The sequence below is a fragment of the Mesorhizobium shonense genome, assembly GCF_040545255.1.
GTDB lineage: Bacteria > Pseudomonadota > Alphaproteobacteria > Rhizobiales > Rhizobiaceae > Mesorhizobium > Mesorhizobium shonense.
The window spans coordinates 258,367-275,207 of sequence record NZ_JBEPLM010000008.1; the positions used below are offsets into that span (position 1 = coordinate 258,367).

Annotated in this window: 16 protein-coding genes; 3 read left to right on the forward strand and 13 right to left on the reverse strand. The window is 63.1% G+C overall.

The window, feature by feature from the left end; translation table 11 throughout:
• Nucleotides 1-12: 12 nt before the first annotated feature.
• The 7 genes from ABID26_RS21650 to map form a co-directional block, all read right to left on the reverse strand.
• Entirely contained in the window at nucleotides 13-891 is an 879-nt protein-coding gene (locus ABID26_RS21650; protein ID WP_292300554.1) for a cytochrome c oxidase subunit II, read from the reverse strand.
• Nucleotides 892-1,094: 203 nt separating this feature from the next.
• Nucleotides 1,095-1,940 carry a DUF3313 domain-containing protein gene (locus ABID26_RS21655; RefSeq protein ID WP_292300552.1) on the reverse strand — a complete coding sequence of 282 codons (846 nt, stop codon included), beginning with the start codon at nucleotides 1,938-1,940 and terminating at the stop codon, nucleotides 1,095-1,097.
• 336 nt (nucleotides 1,941-2,276) lie between these two features.
• A complete protein-coding gene (locus ABID26_RS21660) occupies nucleotides 2,277-2,906 on the reverse strand; it encodes a methyltransferase family protein (RefSeq protein ID WP_292300550.1) in 630 nt (209 codons plus the stop codon).
• A 103-nt stretch (nucleotides 2,907-3,009) separates the two neighbouring features.
• Nucleotides 3,010-4,299 (reverse strand): HAMP domain-containing sensor histidine kinase, encoded by a 1,290-nt coding sequence (locus ABID26_RS21665; RefSeq protein ID WP_292300548.1) that lies wholly within the window; start codon nucleotides 4,297-4,299, stop codon nucleotides 3,010-3,012.
• A 1-nt stretch (nucleotide 4,300) separates the two neighbouring features.
• The gene (locus tag ABID26_RS21670) at nucleotides 4,301-4,969 is read right to left on the reverse strand and encodes a response regulator (RefSeq protein ID WP_354416317.1); all 669 of its coding nucleotides are present in this window, start codon (nucleotides 4,967-4,969) and stop codon (nucleotides 4,301-4,303) included.
• Between the two features lie 390 nt (nucleotides 4,970-5,359).
• On the reverse strand, nucleotides 5,360-6,121 hold the full coding sequence (gene radC / locus ABID26_RS21675) for a RadC family protein (protein ID WP_292300544.1): 762 nt from the start codon (nucleotides 6,119-6,121) through the stop codon (nucleotides 5,360-5,362).
• A gap of 138 nt (nucleotides 6,122-6,259) precedes the next feature.
• Nucleotides 6,260-7,087, reverse strand: a complete 828-nt coding sequence (map, locus tag ABID26_RS21680; protein ID WP_292300542.1) for a type I methionyl aminopeptidase — start codon at nucleotides 7,085-7,087, stop codon at nucleotides 6,260-6,262.
• 218 nt (nucleotides 7,088-7,305) lie between these two features.
• Between map and ABID26_RS21685 the strand changes: the two genes are divergently transcribed.
• The 3 genes from ABID26_RS21685 (at nucleotide 7,306) to ABID26_RS21695 (ending at nucleotide 8,577) form a co-directional block, all read left to right on the forward strand.
• Nucleotides 7,306-7,701 carry a hypothetical protein gene (locus tag ABID26_RS21685; protein WP_292300541.1) on the forward strand — a complete coding sequence of 132 codons (396 nt, stop codon included), beginning with the start codon at nucleotides 7,306-7,308 and terminating at the stop codon, nucleotides 7,699-7,701.
• A 114-nt stretch (nucleotides 7,702-7,815) separates the two neighbouring features.
• Complete coding sequence (locus ABID26_RS21690; RefSeq protein ID WP_354416290.1) at nucleotides 7,816-8,052, forward strand: hypothetical protein; 237 nt, start codon at nucleotides 7,816-7,818, stop codon at nucleotides 8,050-8,052.
• 219 nt (nucleotides 8,053-8,271) lie between these two features.
• The gene (locus ABID26_RS21695) at nucleotides 8,272-8,577 is read left to right on the forward strand and encodes a DUF982 domain-containing protein (RefSeq protein WP_292300537.1); all 306 of its coding nucleotides are present in this window, start codon (nucleotides 8,272-8,274) and stop codon (nucleotides 8,575-8,577) included.
• Nucleotides 8,578-8,682: 105 nt separating this feature from the next.
• Here the strand turns inward: ABID26_RS21695 and ABID26_RS21700 are convergent, their stop codons facing one another.
• From ABID26_RS21700 to ABID26_RS21725, 6 genes are all read right to left on the reverse strand, one after another.
• The gene (locus tag ABID26_RS21700; RefSeq protein WP_126099810.1) at nucleotides 8,683-9,369 is read right to left on the reverse strand and encodes an aspartyl/asparaginyl beta-hydroxylase domain-containing protein; all 687 of its coding nucleotides are present in this window, start codon (nucleotides 9,367-9,369) and stop codon (nucleotides 8,683-8,685) included.
• 100 nt (nucleotides 9,370-9,469) lie between these two features.
• The gene (locus tag ABID26_RS21705) at nucleotides 9,470-10,957 is read right to left on the reverse strand and encodes an efflux transporter outer membrane subunit (RefSeq protein ID WP_126099811.1); all 1,488 of its coding nucleotides are present in this window, start codon (nucleotides 10,955-10,957) and stop codon (nucleotides 9,470-9,472) included.
• Nucleotides 10,958-10,968: 11 nt separating this feature from the next.
• A complete protein-coding gene (locus ABID26_RS21710; RefSeq protein WP_354416292.1) occupies nucleotides 10,969-14,124 on the reverse strand; it encodes an efflux RND transporter permease subunit in 3,156 nt (1,051 codons plus the stop codon).
• A gap of 4 nt (nucleotides 14,125-14,128) precedes the next feature.
• Nucleotides 14,129-15,412 (reverse strand): efflux RND transporter periplasmic adaptor subunit, encoded by a 1,284-nt coding sequence (locus ABID26_RS21715; protein ID WP_354416294.1) that lies wholly within the window; start codon nucleotides 15,410-15,412, stop codon nucleotides 14,129-14,131.
• 353 nt (nucleotides 15,413-15,765) lie between these two features.
• Nucleotides 15,766-15,945 carry a hypothetical protein gene (locus ABID26_RS21720; RefSeq protein WP_354416296.1) on the reverse strand — a complete coding sequence of 60 codons (180 nt, stop codon included), beginning with the start codon at nucleotides 15,943-15,945 and terminating at the stop codon, nucleotides 15,766-15,768.
• Nucleotides 15,946-16,065: 120 nt separating this feature from the next.
• Nucleotides 16,066-16,758, reverse strand: coding sequence for a hypothetical protein (locus ABID26_RS21725; RefSeq protein ID WP_354416297.1), 693 nt, complete (start codon nucleotides 16,756-16,758; stop codon nucleotides 16,066-16,068).
• Between the last annotated feature and the right edge of the window lie 83 nt (nucleotides 16,759-16,841).

Here is a 16,841-nt window from a genome sequence, read left to right on the forward strand (position 1 = left end):
TCCGTGCCCTGCTCAGCGGGCCTCGAGCGTTTCGATTTTTGCCGCGACGTCCAAACCGGACGTCTTTCCTGACGGTTGGCTTGCCGAGCCTGTTTGCTTGGGCGCCGACAATTGCGCAAAGGTCTGCTGCTGGCCGAGCCAGGCCAGATAATCCTGCTCTGTGTCGACCATCACCACGCCATGCATCAGCGGGTGTCCCTGGCCGCATAGCTCGGCGCACAAGACCTGGAAGGTTCCGGTCCTGGTCGGGGTGAACCAGAAATAAGTGACCGAACCCGGGATCATGTCCATCTTGGCGCGGAACTCCGGGATGTAGAAATCGTGCAGCACGTCGACCGAGCGCAATAACACCTTGACAGGCTTGCCGACCGGCAGATGCAGATCGGCGGCCTCGACTAGGACATCGTCCTGGCCGTTGGGATCTTTAGGATCAACGCCCAGCGGATTGTCGGCGGTGACGTCGCGGGTGTCCGAAGTGCCGAGCTTGCCGTCCTTGCCGGGCAGTCGGAAGCTCCATTGCCATTGCTGGCCGATAACCTCGATATCGGCCGCCTCGCTTGGAACGTTGACGAAGCGGCTCCAGACGAACAGGCCCGGAACCAAAAGGGCGGTGACGCCGACGGCGGTGACGACCGTCAGCCACCATTCGAGGCGCTTGTTCTCCGGCTCATAGACCGCGCTATTGCCTTCGCGATGGCGGAAGCGAAACACGCAATAGGCCATGAAAAGCACGACGGCGCTGAAGACGACGCCGGTGATCCAGAAGCTGATGATGATGGTGTTGTCGATATAGTCCCAGTTCGAGGCAATCGGCGTCCACCACCATGGGCTCAGGAAGTGGAACAACACCGAGCCCACGACGATCAAAACGAGTACAAGCGCAATGGCCATGTCCCGTCCTCCGGTATTTCACAGGAGTGCGAAGCTTCCAACGGAATACCAAGCCGCATCATGCTCGATTTCCAGTTGAAATTCCAGAGCCGACTATCCGATGGGGACGATGTGGTTCGCGCTTGCAAACTTCGGAAGTCGGGCAAGCGCCTCAAATCAGCAGCAGGCCCTCGGCGGGGTTGCCGGCCGTCTGCCATCGGCGGTCATCGGGAGACTGCGGCGCCCCTGTCGGTCCAGGTGGGCGGCAGGCCAAATCGGGCGGCGACCATTCCCGGAATGCCGGGAGCCGTTCCGAACGCCTTGCAGGCGTCGTATTTCGGATCGCCACCGAGCGAGGCCCGGAGTCTTTGCATCGATGGTATCGCCGGCATTCCTTTGAACGGGTCCTTGCCCTTGAGCAGCATGCGGCTGAAGTCAGCGGCGAAGGCCGAAGAGAGGGAATACGCATCCCCCACTGCGGACACCCGAGCCCTTGTCGTGATTATGTTCGCACCGCGCGACCAGACCATGGCTGCCTTCTGCGAACGATCCTTGTCGACCGCCTCGGCCTCGATGGCCAGGCCGCCGAGGCCGATCGGTAGTCGAGGGATTGGAACCCCGAGCCCCGCCACCGAGCCGCCGAGCGACGCAACGATGGAACTCGCCGCTGCCGTACGGTTCGTCGCAACGATGTCGGTGACCGTTGCGTGGATGACGAGGTCTGCTGGCTGGCTCGGGGCCACGACCTGGAAGCGGTCGCCAAGGTCGGTGCAGAGTGCCCGGTCGATCGCGTTGGTGACCAGCGCCAGGTCTTTGGGCTCGAAGCCACGGCTGCCGATCTGCGTCGAGGTCGGTACAATGCGCACCGTCTTTGCGGCGAGCACCGGCGCCGAATCTACACGCAATTTCGCTTGCGTGAGGGTGCCGCCCGATGGGCTCATTCCGGCGTAGGAACCGAGAGACGCGCCCTCGCGCAAGGGCACGCTCGTGCAGGCGGACAACCATGAGAAGAGGGCCACGCAGAGCGCTGCTCGCGGCCGCGTTTCAAGTCGTCGAAGCTTCCAGATCATTGTCAAATCGCCTGAACCAGGTTCATGGTTCAGGCTTTACCGGCCCCAGCGTTAATGGCGGTAAAGGCAGTGTAAAGTTAGGTAAAACTTACGATCAGCCTCGATCTTCAGCCGGCGCATATGTCGCCGGCTGCCGGCAAAGCCAGTGGCCTTGCGGCCGCGGGGCGTTTGGCCCCGGGTAGTGTCCCTCTACGGCAAAGCGGACTGAGGCAAGTATTGCGACGCAGGCCCGCGGCAAACTTTCTCTTCAATGCGATCTGCTGTCTTCGCCTGATTTGCCTCAACAACCGCACGCAGGCTCGGGGAAACTGTTTCACCGGGCGGGCAGCCCAGCTATCAAAAGACGCGCAACATCGGTTTAAGCAGCCCTGCAAAGCGCAACGAATCGATGAGTTGGGACGCGGGGATTGCCAGGAGAAAGCAAGAACTGTCGATAGCAGTACGCTTCAGCGCAACTGGGTTGAACGTCACAGGCAATTGATGTGCGCCGTCGCCGGCGCGTCGTCCAAGGCGAGGAAAGAAGGCGGGAACCTCGTGGCAATATTCCCGGTAAGCATCGCCGAAAAGCTCGTCCAGGGCAGTCGATTCGCGGGCTGAGACATAAGCGAATACCAGATAGCCAAACAAGAAGTGGACGGCCGCAATCGCGAGTGAGCCGAAAGTCAGGCCGATGCCGGCAAGCCCCAGGGACGAAAAGAAATACAACGGATTGCGGGTGTATTTGTAAGGGCCGTTCGTAATGAGTTCTCGATTCTTGCGTCCGCCTATATACAGCGATGCCCAGCACCGCCCGGCGACACAAATGATGATAAATGCGGACCCCACAAACTCTATGCTTTGGCGAGGACCAGTCTCTGGCGGCCAAGCGCTCCGCGACAATAGGATCGGCATCAGAAGCAATGGGACGGCCAGCCAGAGGAAACGCATCCTCTTGCCCTGCTGAAACACCGCCGTGGACACCGACATTGGTCCGCTCTGTCGCATTTGAAAAACCGGGATCACGGCTCAGCTTTAGCGATGTCAGCGTTAATGGCCGTAAAGGCAGTGTAAAGTTGGGTAAAACTTGCGATCAGCCTCGATCGTTCGCCGCACTGCGCATCGCCGGCCGCCGGGGAATCTCCAGCATGATGGCCAAGCCGCCGACGTCCGGCAGCGATGCGTACACTCGCCCACCATGGCGCTCGATGGCCTGTCTGGCGATCGCAAGGCCAAGACCGTATCCGCCTCTCGGTGCCGCGTCGTTCCCGCGGGAGAATGGCTGGAAGATTCGTTCGAGTTCGTCTCGCCTGACGCCCGGCCCCTGATCCGCGACGCACACCTTGAGGAGGTCGGCTGTCGTCTCGCATTGCACGGTGATGTGCGAATGTTCGGCAGTGTATTTGACGGCGTTGCGAATGACGTTTTCCAGCGCCCGGCAGATCAGCTCGCCTTCGACCTCGGCAAGGAAGCTGTCGTCGACATTGGTGGTGATCGAAACCTCGCGTGCCTGGGCTTCGAACGCTGCGTCCCCCAGGATTTCGTTCAGGAGATCGATGACGTCCAGCGTCTGTGTCTTCAGCGGGAGACGGGAGCCGGCTGTCAGCCTGGCGAGAGTGAGCACTTCGCCGACCAGCGCATCGAGCCGTTCGACCTCCCGGTCCATGCGGTCCAGCATGGCATCGAGTTTCGCCGGACTCTGCCGAAGGACGCCCCCAACGGCCTGCAGACGTGACAGCGGGGAGCGCAGCTCATGGGACACGTCGTGGAAAAGTCTCTGCTGGGCATCCTGCAACTCCTGCAACCGCGCGGCGCTGGAATCGAAATCGTGCGCGAGCGCAGAGACCTCATCCTTCCGGCCTGCCATCTTGTGCCCGATGCGGACGTCGAAACGGCCGTGGGCGAGCGCGCTCAGGCCGTCGCGAAGGTGCACAACAGGGCGAATGAGATATCGGGCGAGCGCGGCCGCCGATATCGCGCTCGAAATCAGAATACCGAACGCCGGTACAAACGGACCAAGCTTGTCGAGAATGACACTGTATCGCTGAGGCACGAAAATCCGATAGCAAATCCCATCCTTCAGGACGGTTCTTGTCTCCGCCGTGCTCCTATCGGTACATGCGCCGGACTCCGCGATCTCGGAGATCGTAAGGCCGACTGGTACCGCATCCTCGCTTGTACGGGCAAAGCGCCGAACGGCATCTTCACCGTCCTTGGCGAGAAGGTTTTCAGTCAGGTTGAGGATGACTTCCCGCTTCTGACGTTCCAGTTTCGAAGCGGAAGGAAGTGTCTCAAAGAAGTTGAGCGTCAGGATTATGATCGCGACGGACGCGGCCAGCGTCAGCCAGGTTATCAGGAAGAACTTCTTAAACAGCCGGGGCATGTCAGTCCAAAAGAAGTTGATAGCCTTGGCCGCGGACAGACTTTATCCGTGACTGTCCATCCTCCCTGAGCCCGAGCTTCTGACGCACGCTGCTGATATGGACGTCGATGCGGCGATCGAACGGGGTCAGCGGCTTTCCAAAAGTCCGTTTCGAGATGTCCTGCTTCGATACCAGCTGGCCGGCATTGCGAGTGAGAACTTCGAGCAGGCTGAACTCCGTGCCGGTAAGCTCCAGCGGCTGTCCGTCCCATTCGGCGGTTCTGTTGCCTGGATGAACCACCAGCCGCCCGGCTCTTAGCGTGTCGATGGCCGCGCCGACCGCGGGCTGGTTCGCACGACGAAGGATCGCGCGCACCCTAGCCGCGAGTTCTCCTGGCGAACAGGGCTTCGTTACATAATCGTCGGCACCGAGGTTCAGGCCGGATATCCGGTCGATGTCATCGCCTCTCGCCGTCAGCATCAGCACGGGAACTTGGCTCAGCTTCCTGATCCTTTGCAGAACCTCGATCCCGTTCATTCGAGGCATCATGATATCGAGCACGATCAGGTCCACCGAGTTGCGCGCGGCGGCAGCAATTGCTGTGCCACCATCCGTGCCTGTCGCGACGTCATACCCTTCTTCGACCAGATATTCCTGCAGCAGCGTCGTCAACTCGACATCATCGTCGATGAGGAGGACCCTTGTTCATTCCACTCCGTCCGTCATTCATGCCGGCCACCCATAAGGCATAAACGCGCGCGGGCGGTGGGATTTTACCCAGCTTAACACAACTTGGGGAAGGCGGACGGCTCCGCTCCGCAGGGCACGCGACAGGGCGATCCCGAGCCCTTCCTCCCGGACGCCGAGCGATTTGCCCACGTGTTGCGCGCAGTCCCTGCAGCGCGCTGTCGCCGCATCCTTCAAACGAAAGCGAGCAGGGAGAGTCGCATGAGCATGACCATATGCGTAATTCGACGCGCCCTGCATTCGTTGCCGTCGTATCGTTCATTCGGTCAAGCACGCATGCCTGGCCAGATTGGCGCCATCGCAGGATGCGGCTTGATCGACGCCACACACGCCTCAGATCAGCAGCAGGCCCTTCATCGAGGCGTTGCCCTTGCGGCCGATGATGATGTGGTCGTGGACTGCAATGCCGAGCGGCTTGGCCGTATCGATGATCTGCTTGGTCATCTCGATGTCCGCGCGGGAAGGTGTAGGATCCCCTGACGGATGGTTGTGCACCAGGATGATGGCGCTGGCGGAGAGTTCAAGCGCCCGTTTGACCACCTCGCGCGGATAGACCGGCGTGTGATCGACGGTGCCCGTTTGCTGCACCTCGTCGGCGATCAGCCCGTTTTTCTTGTCGAGGAACAGGATGCGAAACTGCTCGCGGCTCTCGAAGGCCATGGCCGAGCGGCAATAGTCGAGAAGCTGCGTCCAGTTCGACAGCACCTCGCGGCCGCGCACTTCGCCGCGCGCCATGCGCTGGGCGGTCGCTGCGATGACCTTGAGATCGGTCGCCACTGCCGGTCCGATGCCTTTCACTTCCTCGAGCAGGGACGTCGGCGCGCCGAGCACTTCGGCCAGCGAACCGAAGCGGCCGATCAGCGCCTTGGCGATCGGCTTGGTGTCGACGCGCGGGATCAGCCGGAAAAGCAGGAGCTCGAGCAATTCATAGTCGGGCAGGGCATCTGCGCCGCCCGCAACGAAGCGCTCGCGCAGGCGGCCGCGGTGGCCGTGGTAGTGCGGCTTCTCCGCTGCTACGGCCTTTTTCTGTGATGTCTGCGGCGGTTCAGTCCAGGCTTCTGAAAAGAAGGCCCGCTCGTCGTCGACTTTCCCCATGGCCTGCCTATTCCCCCAGAAGGCTTCCCGCCGGGAGACTAAAGCAATTCCAGGAAAAGTGTGAAGCGGTTTTCCGTTCGGAAGCGCGGCAAAACAAGAAATCGGCCGGTTGTCGTTTCCGTGAAACGATGAACCGCCCTACGCCGGCAGACCGGGCCGGTCGAGCTTTTTCGGCGACAACGTGAAGATCTCACAGCCGGTATCGGTGACACCGATCGTGTGCTCGTACTGCGCCGAGAGCGAACGGTCGCGCGTCACGGCGGTCCAGCCGTCCGACAGCACCTTCACATGCGGGCGGCCGAGATTGATCATCGGCTCGACGGTAAAAATCATGCCGGGCCGCATTTCGACGCCTTCATTGGCCGTGCCGTAATGCAGGATGTTCGGCGCGTCATGGAAGAGCTGGCCGACGCCGTGGCCGCAGAAGTCGCGCACCACAGAGCAGCGCTCGGCTTCGGCATAGGTCTGGATCGCCGCGCCGATGGCGCCGGTGCGGGCGCCGGGCTTGATCGCCGCAATGCCGCGCATCAGGCATTCGTAAGTCACCTCGAGCAGACGCTCGGCGGCGCGCTTGATCGTGCCCACCGGATACATGCGCGAGGAATCGCCATGCCAGCCGTCGAGGATATAGGTGACGTCGATATTGACGATGTCGCCATCCTTCAGCGGCTTGTTGTCGGGGATGCCGTGGCAGACGACGTGGTTGATCGAGGTGCAGGACGATTTGGTGTAGCCGCGATAGTTGAGGGTCGCCGGCAGGGCGTTGTGGTCCATGCCGAACTCGAAGACGAAGCGGTCGATGGTCTCTGTGGTGACGCCGGGCTTCACCATCGGGACCAGCTCGTCGAGGCAGCGCGCGGTGAGGTCGCAGGCCTTGCGCATGCCTGCAAAGCCTTCCTCGCCATAGAGGCGGATCTGGCCGGTGTTTCTCAAGGGGGCCGTTGCGGCGTCGAGATAGGTAACCATTCTTGTCCGTTTTTGGGTTGGCTCCCGATGCGAGCCGATGCGGAAAAATTTCTCCAGATTTGGCACTGGATGCCGCAAGGTTCAAGGACGAAGTGCCCTCAACCGGCCGCCGCAGGGAATATTTGCTGGCGCAAGGTTGGCGCGTCAGGCTACCTGCCAAGCTTTCCTTTCGCCGTCCCATGGGGTAGGGCGGGTCTGGATACAGGAGATTTATGCCCTTGACGGCATCGGAACGCTCCAGATCGACGCTGCTGCCATTAAGGACCGCATGCTCGGCTCTGATGGCGCTGCTCGTGCTTGCGCTGGTGGGCTTCGCCCAGGCTGAAATCTCCGCCTCGACAGCCACGGCCTCGGGCAGCGCCGGCATCAGCGCAACGCGGCAGGGCGAAACGCTTGCACTGCTGAGGATCACCGGCAAGGCGCAAGCCGTCGAGGTCCGCGCCGGGCGGCCGCTGCCCATAAAGCTCGTGAGTGGAAACCCACGCGCGCTCCACCCGGCAGGCTATTTCCTTGTTGCTGGCCAGGCCTTGCCGGCGCAACCGAGCATCGTGCCTGTCTTTGCGGCCGCGCCGCTCTCGCACGCCAATCAGCCTCGGGCGCCACCCGCCGTCTGAGCCCGGCGGTCGCCGACCGCAGCTTTCACACCCAGACATTCCTTTGCGCCGCGACCTGGCGACGGCTATCGGCCGTCGGCCGGTTGCGTGGCGCGCCAATTCGGACATTTCTCGATGCAACGCATCAAGACATTCAAAACGCTCACGCGCGCTGCCTCGGCAGCCTCGTTTCTCACCGTCCAGGCAATCATCTGTGTCGGCACCGTCTACTGGGCCATCGCCGAAACACTTCGCATGGAGGGGACAGCCGCGATCGTGCTCGCCGTCATCTTCGCCGGACCGTCCGCCTATCTGCTGATGGTGGTCTCACGCATGGCCTATGAGGCGGAGACCGACCCGGCGAACCAGTAGACTGACTGGCATGCGGATACTTGTGACGGGCGATGCCGGTTGCATCGCCCTGTCAAACCAAGAGGTATATCGATGCACAAGGTGACAAGCGCCGATCTGCCGCACCAATGGTGGATCCGCGCACCGTACTGAGGTCACATTCCTGCGCCAGGAGATCCCGAAAGCAACTTTTCAGAACGAACGGCGTTGCTCCAACTGCGCCAGTTCGGGAGACAGGGAATGGACAGACTGCAATTCGAGGTGCCGGTGCGCATCACGCCCGCGCCAGGCCTGCCGGTCGAGGAAATCTACAGCGTCGAGCAGGCGCTCGACTTCCTCCAGGATTGGCCCAGGCGCCGTCAGGGCAAAGTCTATGACGCCGCCTTCAACGCCTGCTTCGGTGCAACGGTCGACGTGGCGGGCACCGAGGAAGCCTGCCGGGCATTCATGGCCTTCTGCCGTGTAAGCGGTCTGCTTGCCAGGGATATGATGCTGCCAGTCAAGCGCGGCGGCAGCGCAAGGGGGTTTCGCGAGGCGCGGATCTAAAGCGCATCGCGATCTTCTGGATTCGCTCTGTGCGCTTTAGGTTTTTGATTTTACGCATGTCTTTATCCCGAAACCGGGTCCCACTTTCGGGAGACATGCGTAGCCTCAACCACCGAAAGACACGCCCCTGTAGTGCATTCCCACCTGTACGCCGCGGACGATCAGGCGCGATAGGATTTCCATATCCAGCGGCATCTCCGGTCGCCATACATCAAGCAGCAACGCTATGCGCCCCTGGTCGGCGTTGTTCATGACCTCGTGCTCGAAAGTGTCGTCCCACAGCAGGCACTCGCCGTCGGCGATCCGCCTCTCCTCATGGTTGATCATCATGATCGTCGCCGGGCGGCCGTCAGGCTGTTTCGGGATGACCAGGCCGAGATGAAATCTCATAATGCCGCGAAAGGGGCCGCGATGGGCAGGGATGTGCTTGCGCGGCGCCAGGAATGAGACAGCCGCCGATTTGACCTCGGGGCATTCGGACAGCAGCCGGCTGAGGGTAGGCATGCGCGCGAGGTTCTGCGGGATCGTCATGTCATAGGCCTTGAGCACGAACATGCGCCAATCGAGGCCGTCTTTGGCCGAAATCTCGGCCTGCTCCGGCATGATGTCGTGGAAGCGCGGTACCCGGTTCAGCTGCACCGACAGCGCTTCGTCGCGAATACTCTGCCAGGCAGCCGCGAACTTCGCTGCGTTAGGAAAATGCGTGCTGATATCAAGAATCGCTGGTGCGTCTATGCGCTTTTCATAGATGCGACGGACCAAATCGGTTCCAAGATCGTAAGCGCCCGACATCTCATTACCTCGATGAGTTTATGATATAGTTGTGTGATTGCTTCCGGCCATCGCTCACGGAGATTTGTTTAGAGCGTTCAGACAGACGCTCGGCTTCGTATCACTGCGTGCTCGATGCCAGCCGCGGACCAGCGCCGACATCGACGACTTCAGGGCTAGTGCTGTCGATCGTGCCGTCCCAGCCGCCGCCGAGCGCCTTGTTGAGGGCGATGTAGTCGGTGGCGATCGACACCCGGCTTTGCAGCAAAGTGTCGTCGGCCGAGTAGGCCGATCGCTCGGCGTCCAGCACGTCGAGAAGGCTCGTCTCGCCGGCCTTGTAGAGCGTTCTTTCGAGCCGCGCGGCGTCGCCATAGGATTTCGCGGAAGAGGCGAGCTTGCCGTTCCTGATGCGCTCCTGCGACAACGAAACCGTGGTGTTTTCCACGTCTTCCAGCGCCGTCAGCACGGCGGACTTGTAGGCAATGAAATACTGGTCGCGCTGGGCTTTGGCGACGTCGACCGCAGCCAGCAACTGGCCGGCGTTGAACAGCGGCACGCTGAGCGTCGGGCCGAAGGACCAGCCGATGGTGGAGTTCTTGCCGAGATCGCCGAGCTTCAAGGCGGCGGTGCTGATGTCACCCGTCAGGCTCACGCTCGGATAGCGTGCCGCCTCGGCCTGGCCGACCCTGGCTGTGTACTGAGCGTACTGCCGCTCGGCCATGCGCACGTCCGGGCGGGTAAGCAGGATGTCGGCCGGAATGCCGGTCGGGATCGGCAGGCGCGGCGTCGGGATCTGTGTGGGGCGCTTCAGCCGCCCGACGAGCGTCGCCGGCGGCCGCCCGGTCAGCACCGAAAGACGATGCACCGCTTCGGCATAGCTCGCCTCCAGGCTCGGAACGTCGGCTTCCGTGCTGCTTGCCTGTCCCATGGCCTTGGCGACGTCGGCAGCGGTAGCCGTGCCGGCCAAAGCCATCGTGCGGGTGAGTTCGGCGGTCTGCCTTTGCGATGCGGCCGAGCGCCGGGCGAGCGCGATGCGGGTCTGGTAGCCGCGTGCCTGGACATAGTTGGAGGCAACATCGCCAACCAGGGTCAGCAGGGTCGAGCGGAGCTCTTCTTGCGAAGCGTCCAGGCCATAGCGTGCGGCCTCGACGGCTCTGTGGTTGGCGCCGAAAAGGTCAAGTTCCCAGCTGGCGTCGAACCCGGCCTGGTATTCGCTATAAACGGAATTCGAGCCCGAGGTGGTCGCGGCCGACTTGTTGCGCGTAGCCGACGCGGACCCGTCCAGCGATGGCGCCAATGCGCCCGCGCTTTGGCGGTAGCTTGCGCGGGCTTCTCGAATCTTGGCCTTTGCGGTGGCGACGTCGAGATTGCCGGCCACGGCTTCTTCGACCAGCGCGTTGAGTTCGGGATCGCGGAGCTTCAGCCACCATTTGGACAATTCCGCCGGCTTGGCCGGCTTTGTCCCCGTCCGGTCGCTCCAGGTCGCCGGCACGACCATCAAAGGCGTCCGATAGTCGGGGCCGACGACGCAGCCGGAAAGCAGAGCGGCGGTGAACACGGGCAAAAGCAGCCCCTTCGCGGTCCGCAGACCGCGTTCGAAACCTGTCATGTGAGGAACCCTTATTGCTGAGTGGCTGTGGCAGGCGTCCCGCCCGTATCCTGCCCAGAATCCTGCTTGGCGGCCTTACCCTTGAAGATGCGGCGCACCGAGACGAAGAGCAGCGGCACGAGGAACACGCCGATCACGGTTGCCGCGATCATGCCGCCCATCACGCCGATGCCGACCGAGTTCTGTGCGCCCGAGCCGGCGCCGCTGGCGATCGCAAGCGGCGTGACGCCGAGAATGAAGGCCAGCGACGTCATCAGGATCGGCCGTAGACGTTGTCGCGCCGCTTCCAGCGTCGCCTCGACCAGCCCCATTCCGGCCGCCTGCCGCTCGATGGCGAACTCGACGATGAGGATGGCGTTCTTGGAGGCGAGACCGATCGTGGTCAGCAGGCCGACCTTGAAATAGACGTCGTTGGTCTGCCCGAACAGGCTTGCCGCCGCGAGCGCGCCGAAGATGCCGATCGGCACCGACAGCATGACGGCGAACGGGATCGACCAGCTCTCGTAGAGAGCGGCAAGGCAGAGGAAGACGACGAGCGCCGAGATCAAATACAGCGACATCGCCTGATTGCCGGAAAGCCGCTCCTGATGCGACAGCCCGGTCCACTCGTGCGAATATCCGGCGGGCAGTTGCGCAACCAGCCTGTCGATCTCGTCCATGGCGGCGCCTGAACTCTGGCCGGCCGCCGCCGCGCCCTGGATTTCCACGGCCGCCGAACCGTTGTAGCGCTCGAGCCTGGGCGAGCCGTATGTCCAGTGGCTGGAGGCGAAGGCCGAGAACGGCACCATGGCGCCGCCGGAATTGCGGACCTGCCATTTGTCCAGATCTTCCGGCTGCATGCGGAAGTCGGGATCCGATTGCAGATAGACCGGCTTCACCCGGCCGCGATCGATGAAGTCGTTGACGTAGTCGCTACCCCAGGCGGTGGAGAGCGTGTTGTTGATATCCGCGAGGCCGATGCCGAGGGCGCTCGCCTTTTCCTGGTCGATGTCGATCGAGAATTGCGGCTGATCCTCCTGGCCGTTGGGGCGGGTGTTGGCAAGCAGCTTGCTCTGTGCGGCGAGACCCAGCAACTGGTTGCGCGTCTGGATGAGCGCCTCATGGCCGGCGCCATTGACGTCCTGCAGGTAGAAGTCGAAGCCGCTGGTATTGCCGAAACCCTGGATGGCGGGAGGGGCGAGCGCAAAGACCTGCGCATCCCTGATCTTGGAAAAAGCGCCCATGGCGCGGCCGGCGACCGCTTGCGCGGCGAGCGCCGGCGACGTGCGCTTGTCGAAATCCTTCAGCCGGACGAAGGCGATGCCGACATTCTGACCGGCCCCGCCGAAGCCGAAGCCGGAAGCGGTGAACACCCCTTCGACAGCGTCCTTCTCCTCGTTGAGGTAATGGTCGGTCACCTTGGCGAGCACGCGCTCGGTCCGGTCCTGCGTCGCGCCCGTTGGCAGCTGCACGCTGGTGATAAGAATGCCCTGGTCTTCTTCCGGCAGGAACGAGCTTGGCAGCCGGGCAAACATCCAGCCCATGGCGATGACGATGGCCAGGAAGACGACGAGGAAGCGCTTGCCCCGGTTGATGATGCCGTGCGAGCCGTCGCGATAGGCCGTCGTGCCACGGTCGAAGGCACGGTTGAACCAGCCGAATGGACCTCGCTGCGTCGCGTGATCCCTGGGCGACCGCAGGATCGTGGCGCAGAGCGCCGGCGTCAGCACCAGCGCGACCAGCACCGAGAGCACCATGGCCGAGACGATCGTCACCGAGAATTGCCGGTAGATGATGCCGGTGGAGCCGCCGAAGAAAGCCATCGGCACGAACACGGCCGAAAGCACGGTGGCGATGCCGATCAAGGCGCCGGTGATCTCGTTCATCGATTTGCGCGTCGCCTCTTTCGGCGGCAGGCCTTCCTCCTGCATCACGCGCTCGACATTTTCGACCACGACGATGGCGTCGTCGACGAGCAGGCCGATGGCGAGCACCATGGCGAACATGGTCAGCGTGTTGATCGAGTAACCGAAGAAGGAGAGCACGCCGAACGTGCCGAGCAGCACCACCGGCACGGCGATCGTCGGGATGATGGTGGCGCGCAGGTTCTGCAGGAAGAGCAGCATCACCAGGAACACCAGCACGATGGCTTCGGCCAGCGTCTTGACCACCTCCTCGATCGACAAGCGCACGAAGGGCGAGGTGTCGTATGGGTAGACGACCTCGACCCCTTGCGGGAATGTTGAGCTGAGCCGATCGATCGTCGCGCGCACCGCCTCGGCGGTGCTGATGGCGTTGGCGCCGGTCGCCAGATTGATGGCGACGCCGGCCGCCGGCTTGCCGTTGTAAAAGGCCGCCGTGGTGTAGCTTTCGGCGCCGATCTCGACCTTGGCGACGTCGTTCAGCCGAACCAGCGAGCCGTCGGTGTTGCTCTTCAGGATGATGCTGCGGAACTGCTCGGCGGTCTGCAGCCGGCTTTTTGCCGTCACCGTGGCGTTGAGCTGCTGTCCTTTGCGCGCCGGCAGGCCGCCGAGCTGGCCGGCGGAGACCTGGGTGTTCTGCGCCTCGATGGCGGTCGCCACGTCGCTCGGCATCAACGCATATTGGGCGAGCTTGTCGGGATCGAGCCAGATGCGCATCGCATAGCCGGAGCCGAAGAGCTGCGTCGAGCCGACGCCTTCGACGCGCTTCAGCGTGTCGTTGACCGTGCTGTCGACGTAGTCGGCAAGGTCGGTCGAGTTCATCTTGCCGTCGCCGGAGACGAAGCCGATGACCATCAGGAAGCCGGTCGAGGATTTGGAGACGGTAATGCCGTTGCTCTGGACGACCTGCGGCAGCTGCGACTGCACGAGCTGCAGCTTGTTCTGGGTCTGCACCTGGGCGGTGTCGGGATTGGCGGCGCTGGTGAAGGTCAGCGTGATCGAGGCCGAACCGGTCGATGTCGAGGTCGCCGTCATATAGTCGAGATTATCGATGCCGGTCATGCCCTGCTCGATGACCTTGGTCACCGAGTTCTCCACCGTCTGGGCGTCGGCGCCGGGATAGGCGGCGCTGATATTCACCGTGGTGGGCGCGATCTGCGGATATTGCGAGATCGGCAGCGACCGGAGCGCGAGCAGGCCGCCCAGCATGATCACGATGGCGATCACCCAGGCAAAGATCGGGCGGTTGATGAAGAAAGTCGACATCGCCTCAGTTCCCGGTTGCGTCAGACGCCGGTTGCTTGCCGGTGCCGGGGGCTTTGCCACCGGCCGGTTCTGTCGTGGCGGAGGTCTGCTCGCGATCCTTGATCTCGCCGGTCGCCTCGTCGATGGTCACCTCGACCGGCGTCGCGTCGCCGCCGGCGCGCACCAGTTGCACGCCTTCGACCACGACGCGGTCGCCGTCGCCGACGCCGGAATCCACCAGCCAATTGTTGCCGACGCTGTTGCGCACGCTCACGATGCGCGATTCAACCTTGCCCTGGGCATTCACCACCATTGCCGTCGCTTCGCCCTTGGGATTGCGGCTGACGGCGCGCTGCGGCACCAGGAAGCTGTTTTGGGCGACACCTTCCTCGACGATGGCGCGGACATACATGCCGGGCAGCAGCAGGCGGTCGGGATTGGGGAATTGGGCTCTGAGCGCGAAGGTGCCGGTGGACAGATCGACATTGGCGCCGGCGAATTCCAGCTTGCCGGTACGCGAATAGATGGTGCCGTTGTCGAGCTTCAGCTTGACGCTGACATTGGGCCCGCTGAACTTCAGTCGGCCTTCGTTGATCGCCTGGCGCAGGTTGAGCAGATTGGTGCTGGACTGTGTGACATCGACATTGATCGGGTCGAGCGAGCGAATGGTCGTCAGCACCGTTTCCTGGTTGGCGGTAACCAGCGCTCCAGGCGTCAGCGTGGATTTGTCGATCCGGCCGGCGATCGGCGCAGTGATCGAGGTGCGGTTGAGGCTGATGTGCGCGGTCTCGACGCTGGCCTTGGCGGAGGCCACGTCCGCCTGGGCCTGCTTCAGCGTCGCGGCAGCATCGTCGTAATCCTGCTTCGAGACCACGTTCTGCTTCAGCAATCCGGAATAGCGGTCGAACTTGGCCTGCGCGGTGGGAAGTGCTGCTTCGGCTTTCTGCTGGGCGGCGACGGCGCTGTCATAGGCTGCCTGGTAGCTCGCCGGATCGATGAGGTAGAGCGGCTGTCCCGGCACCACCTCGGCGCCTTCCTGGAACAGGCGCTGCTGGATGATGCCGTCGACCTGCGGGCGCACCTCGGCGATGAGGGAGGCCGCGGTGCGGCCGGGCAGTTCGGCGGTGATCGCGACCGATTGCGGATGAAGCGTGACGACGCCGACCTCGGGCCGGCCGACGCCGCCCATGCCTGGCGGAACCTGGCTCTTCTCCTGCGAGCAGGCGACCAGAAGAAGGGCAGAGCCAAGCACCACCAAAATTGCTTGTCGACGTGTCGGCAGGGAAGTTTGGTTAGATGGAATTCGCATGGTCGGCATCATCTTTCGCTGCTGTTTGCGATGGAGGAACGTTGCGGCACGATCCGATCCCTCGACCTGATCAAGAAGGGCATTGGTGACCGGGGATACGAGCAAAGCAAAGCGCCATCGAAGGAAGCGCCATTGGTTTGTGGTAGGTCCTTGTCGAGCAGTGCGTCGAAGCGGCTCATGTCGCGCTCGTTCCGGTCAGCCAATCGCACTCGACGGCAGAGTCAAGTGCTTGGCCGCATTGCCCACCGCCGGCAGTATGCCGATCAGCGGCGATAAGCCAAGTGTCTTGCCGGCCACCGGAATGGCTCCCGCGAATTGTCGTCGCGGCGACGTTTTCTCCACAGGAACGAGTCCTACGCGATCTTCTGATCATGATTTTGGACGTTTTCCGATGGGATCGGCAGCGAGAGGCGATAGCCGGCGAAACTCAAGCGGATCGCGCCTTTGATCTTGGCGATCGGCAGGATGGGCTGCGGAGCGTGCTGTCCGATGGGGAAGCTTGGGGCGACGGATGCGATCAGCCGCAGCATCATCAGTGCTTCCCACATGCTGGTTCTCCATGCGCTCGTCGCGACCGCGCGGGGCATTGCCAATTCGAAAAAAACCGGCCGGCCCGTGAACGGGTGAGTCAACGGGCCGGCCGGCGCAGCCGGTCAGAGTTGCTCGCCATTCCGGGGTAGGGGTGGCTGGAGCTGCCCGCCATGTTCATGCGGACCTCCGGGGCCGGCTGCATCGTCCGGCGGATTGCCCCATGGACCGGGGGGCGGGCCGAGCGGCCGATCCGCCGAAGCGAGGATTTCGATTTGTTCGGGCGTCAGCTTGCTGCGCAGCGCGGCAATGGCGTCCTTCAGCTTAGCGGCCGAAGCGGCGCGTTTGGTGACCTCGTCAGCCAGTCGCTCCTGGAAGGCGAAGGGGTCGCGCTGCGCCTGATCCGGGCCGCCGGGGGGAGGCGACCCACCTGCTTCAGGACCGCCGGGAGCGCCGGGGCCGCGACCGAACCGCGGCGGCGCCAGCACCGCCTGCAGCGCGCTGGTGTAGTCGCGCCAGGCATCGAGCTGCTCGGAGCGGATGCCGATGCGGGTTTCGAGCGCCGAAAGCCGGGCGGCAAGCATTTCCGGCGGCGGCGGTCCCATGCGGCGGAAGCCGAAACCCTCCGGCCCCTGCGGGCCGTGCCGCATCGGGCCATGCGGGCCGGGCCAGGGCATCGGGCCTGGGCCTGCATCGTCCTGCCGGGTGATCGCCGGCGCCTCGTCACCGGATGCCGAGCCAGGGTCGGGCTGGGCGGCCAGCACGGGATGGATGGCCGCGACCGAGAACAGGCCGAGCGCCAAAAGTCTGCTTCGCATGACGTGATCCTTTCTTCTCACGCTTCGGATGGCGGGAGGATAGGAAGCGTTTTTTGCCGCTTTGCTTCGGCGCGTTGCCGAAG

Excerpts from the sequence above, each read along its gene's own strand:
- ABID26_RS21715 (WP_354416294.1), bottom strand. The coding sequence starts at position 15,412 with ATGCGAATTCCATCTAACCAAACTTCCCTGCCGACACGTCGACAAGCA.
- ABID26_RS21695 (WP_292300537.1), top strand. The coding sequence starts at position 8,272 with ATGGACAGACTGCAATTCGAGGTGCCGGTGCGCATCACGCCCGCGCCA.
- ABID26_RS21710 (WP_354416292.1), bottom strand. The coding sequence starts at position 14,124 with ATGTCGACTTTCTTCATCAACCGCCCGATCTTTGCCTGGGTGATCGCC.
- ABID26_RS21690 (WP_354416290.1), top strand. The coding sequence starts at position 7,816 with ATGCAACGCATCAAGACATTCAAAACGCTCACGCGCGCTGCCTCGGCA.
- ABID26_RS21720 (WP_354416296.1), bottom strand. The coding sequence starts at position 15,945 with ATGATGCTGCGGCTGATCGCATCCGTCGCCCCAAGCTTCCCCATCGGA.
- ABID26_RS21655 (WP_292300552.1), bottom strand. The coding sequence starts at position 1,940 with ATGATCTGGAAGCTTCGACGACTTGAAACGCGGCCGCGAGCAGCGCTC.
- ABID26_RS21650 (WP_292300554.1), bottom strand. The coding sequence starts at position 891 with ATGGCCATTGCGCTTGTACTCGTTTTGATCGTCGTGGGCTCGGTGTTG.
- ABID26_RS21665 (WP_292300548.1), bottom strand. The coding sequence starts at position 4,299 with ATGCCCCGGCTGTTTAAGAAGTTCTTCCTGATAACCTGGCTGACGCTG.
- radC (WP_292300544.1), bottom strand. The coding sequence starts at position 6,121 with ATGGGGAAAGTCGACGACGAGCGGGCCTTCTTTTCAGAAGCCTGGACT.
- ABID26_RS21725 (WP_354416297.1), bottom strand. The coding sequence starts at position 16,758 with ATGCGAAGCAGACTTTTGGCGCTCGGCCTGTTCTCGGTCGCGGCCATC.
- ABID26_RS21700 (WP_126099810.1), bottom strand. The coding sequence starts at position 9,369 with ATGTCGGGCGCTTACGATCTTGGAACCGATTTGGTCCGTCGCATCTAT.
- map (WP_292300542.1), bottom strand. The coding sequence starts at position 7,087 with ATGGTTACCTATCTCGACGCCGCAACGGCCCCCTTGAGAAACACCGGC.
- ABID26_RS21660 (WP_292300550.1), bottom strand. The coding sequence starts at position 2,906 with ATGTCGGTGTCCACGGCGGTGTTTCAGCAGGGCAAGAGGATGCGTTTC.
- ABID26_RS21705 (WP_126099811.1), bottom strand. The coding sequence starts at position 10,957 with ATGACAGGTTTCGAACGCGGTCTGCGGACCGCGAAGGGGCTGCTTTTG.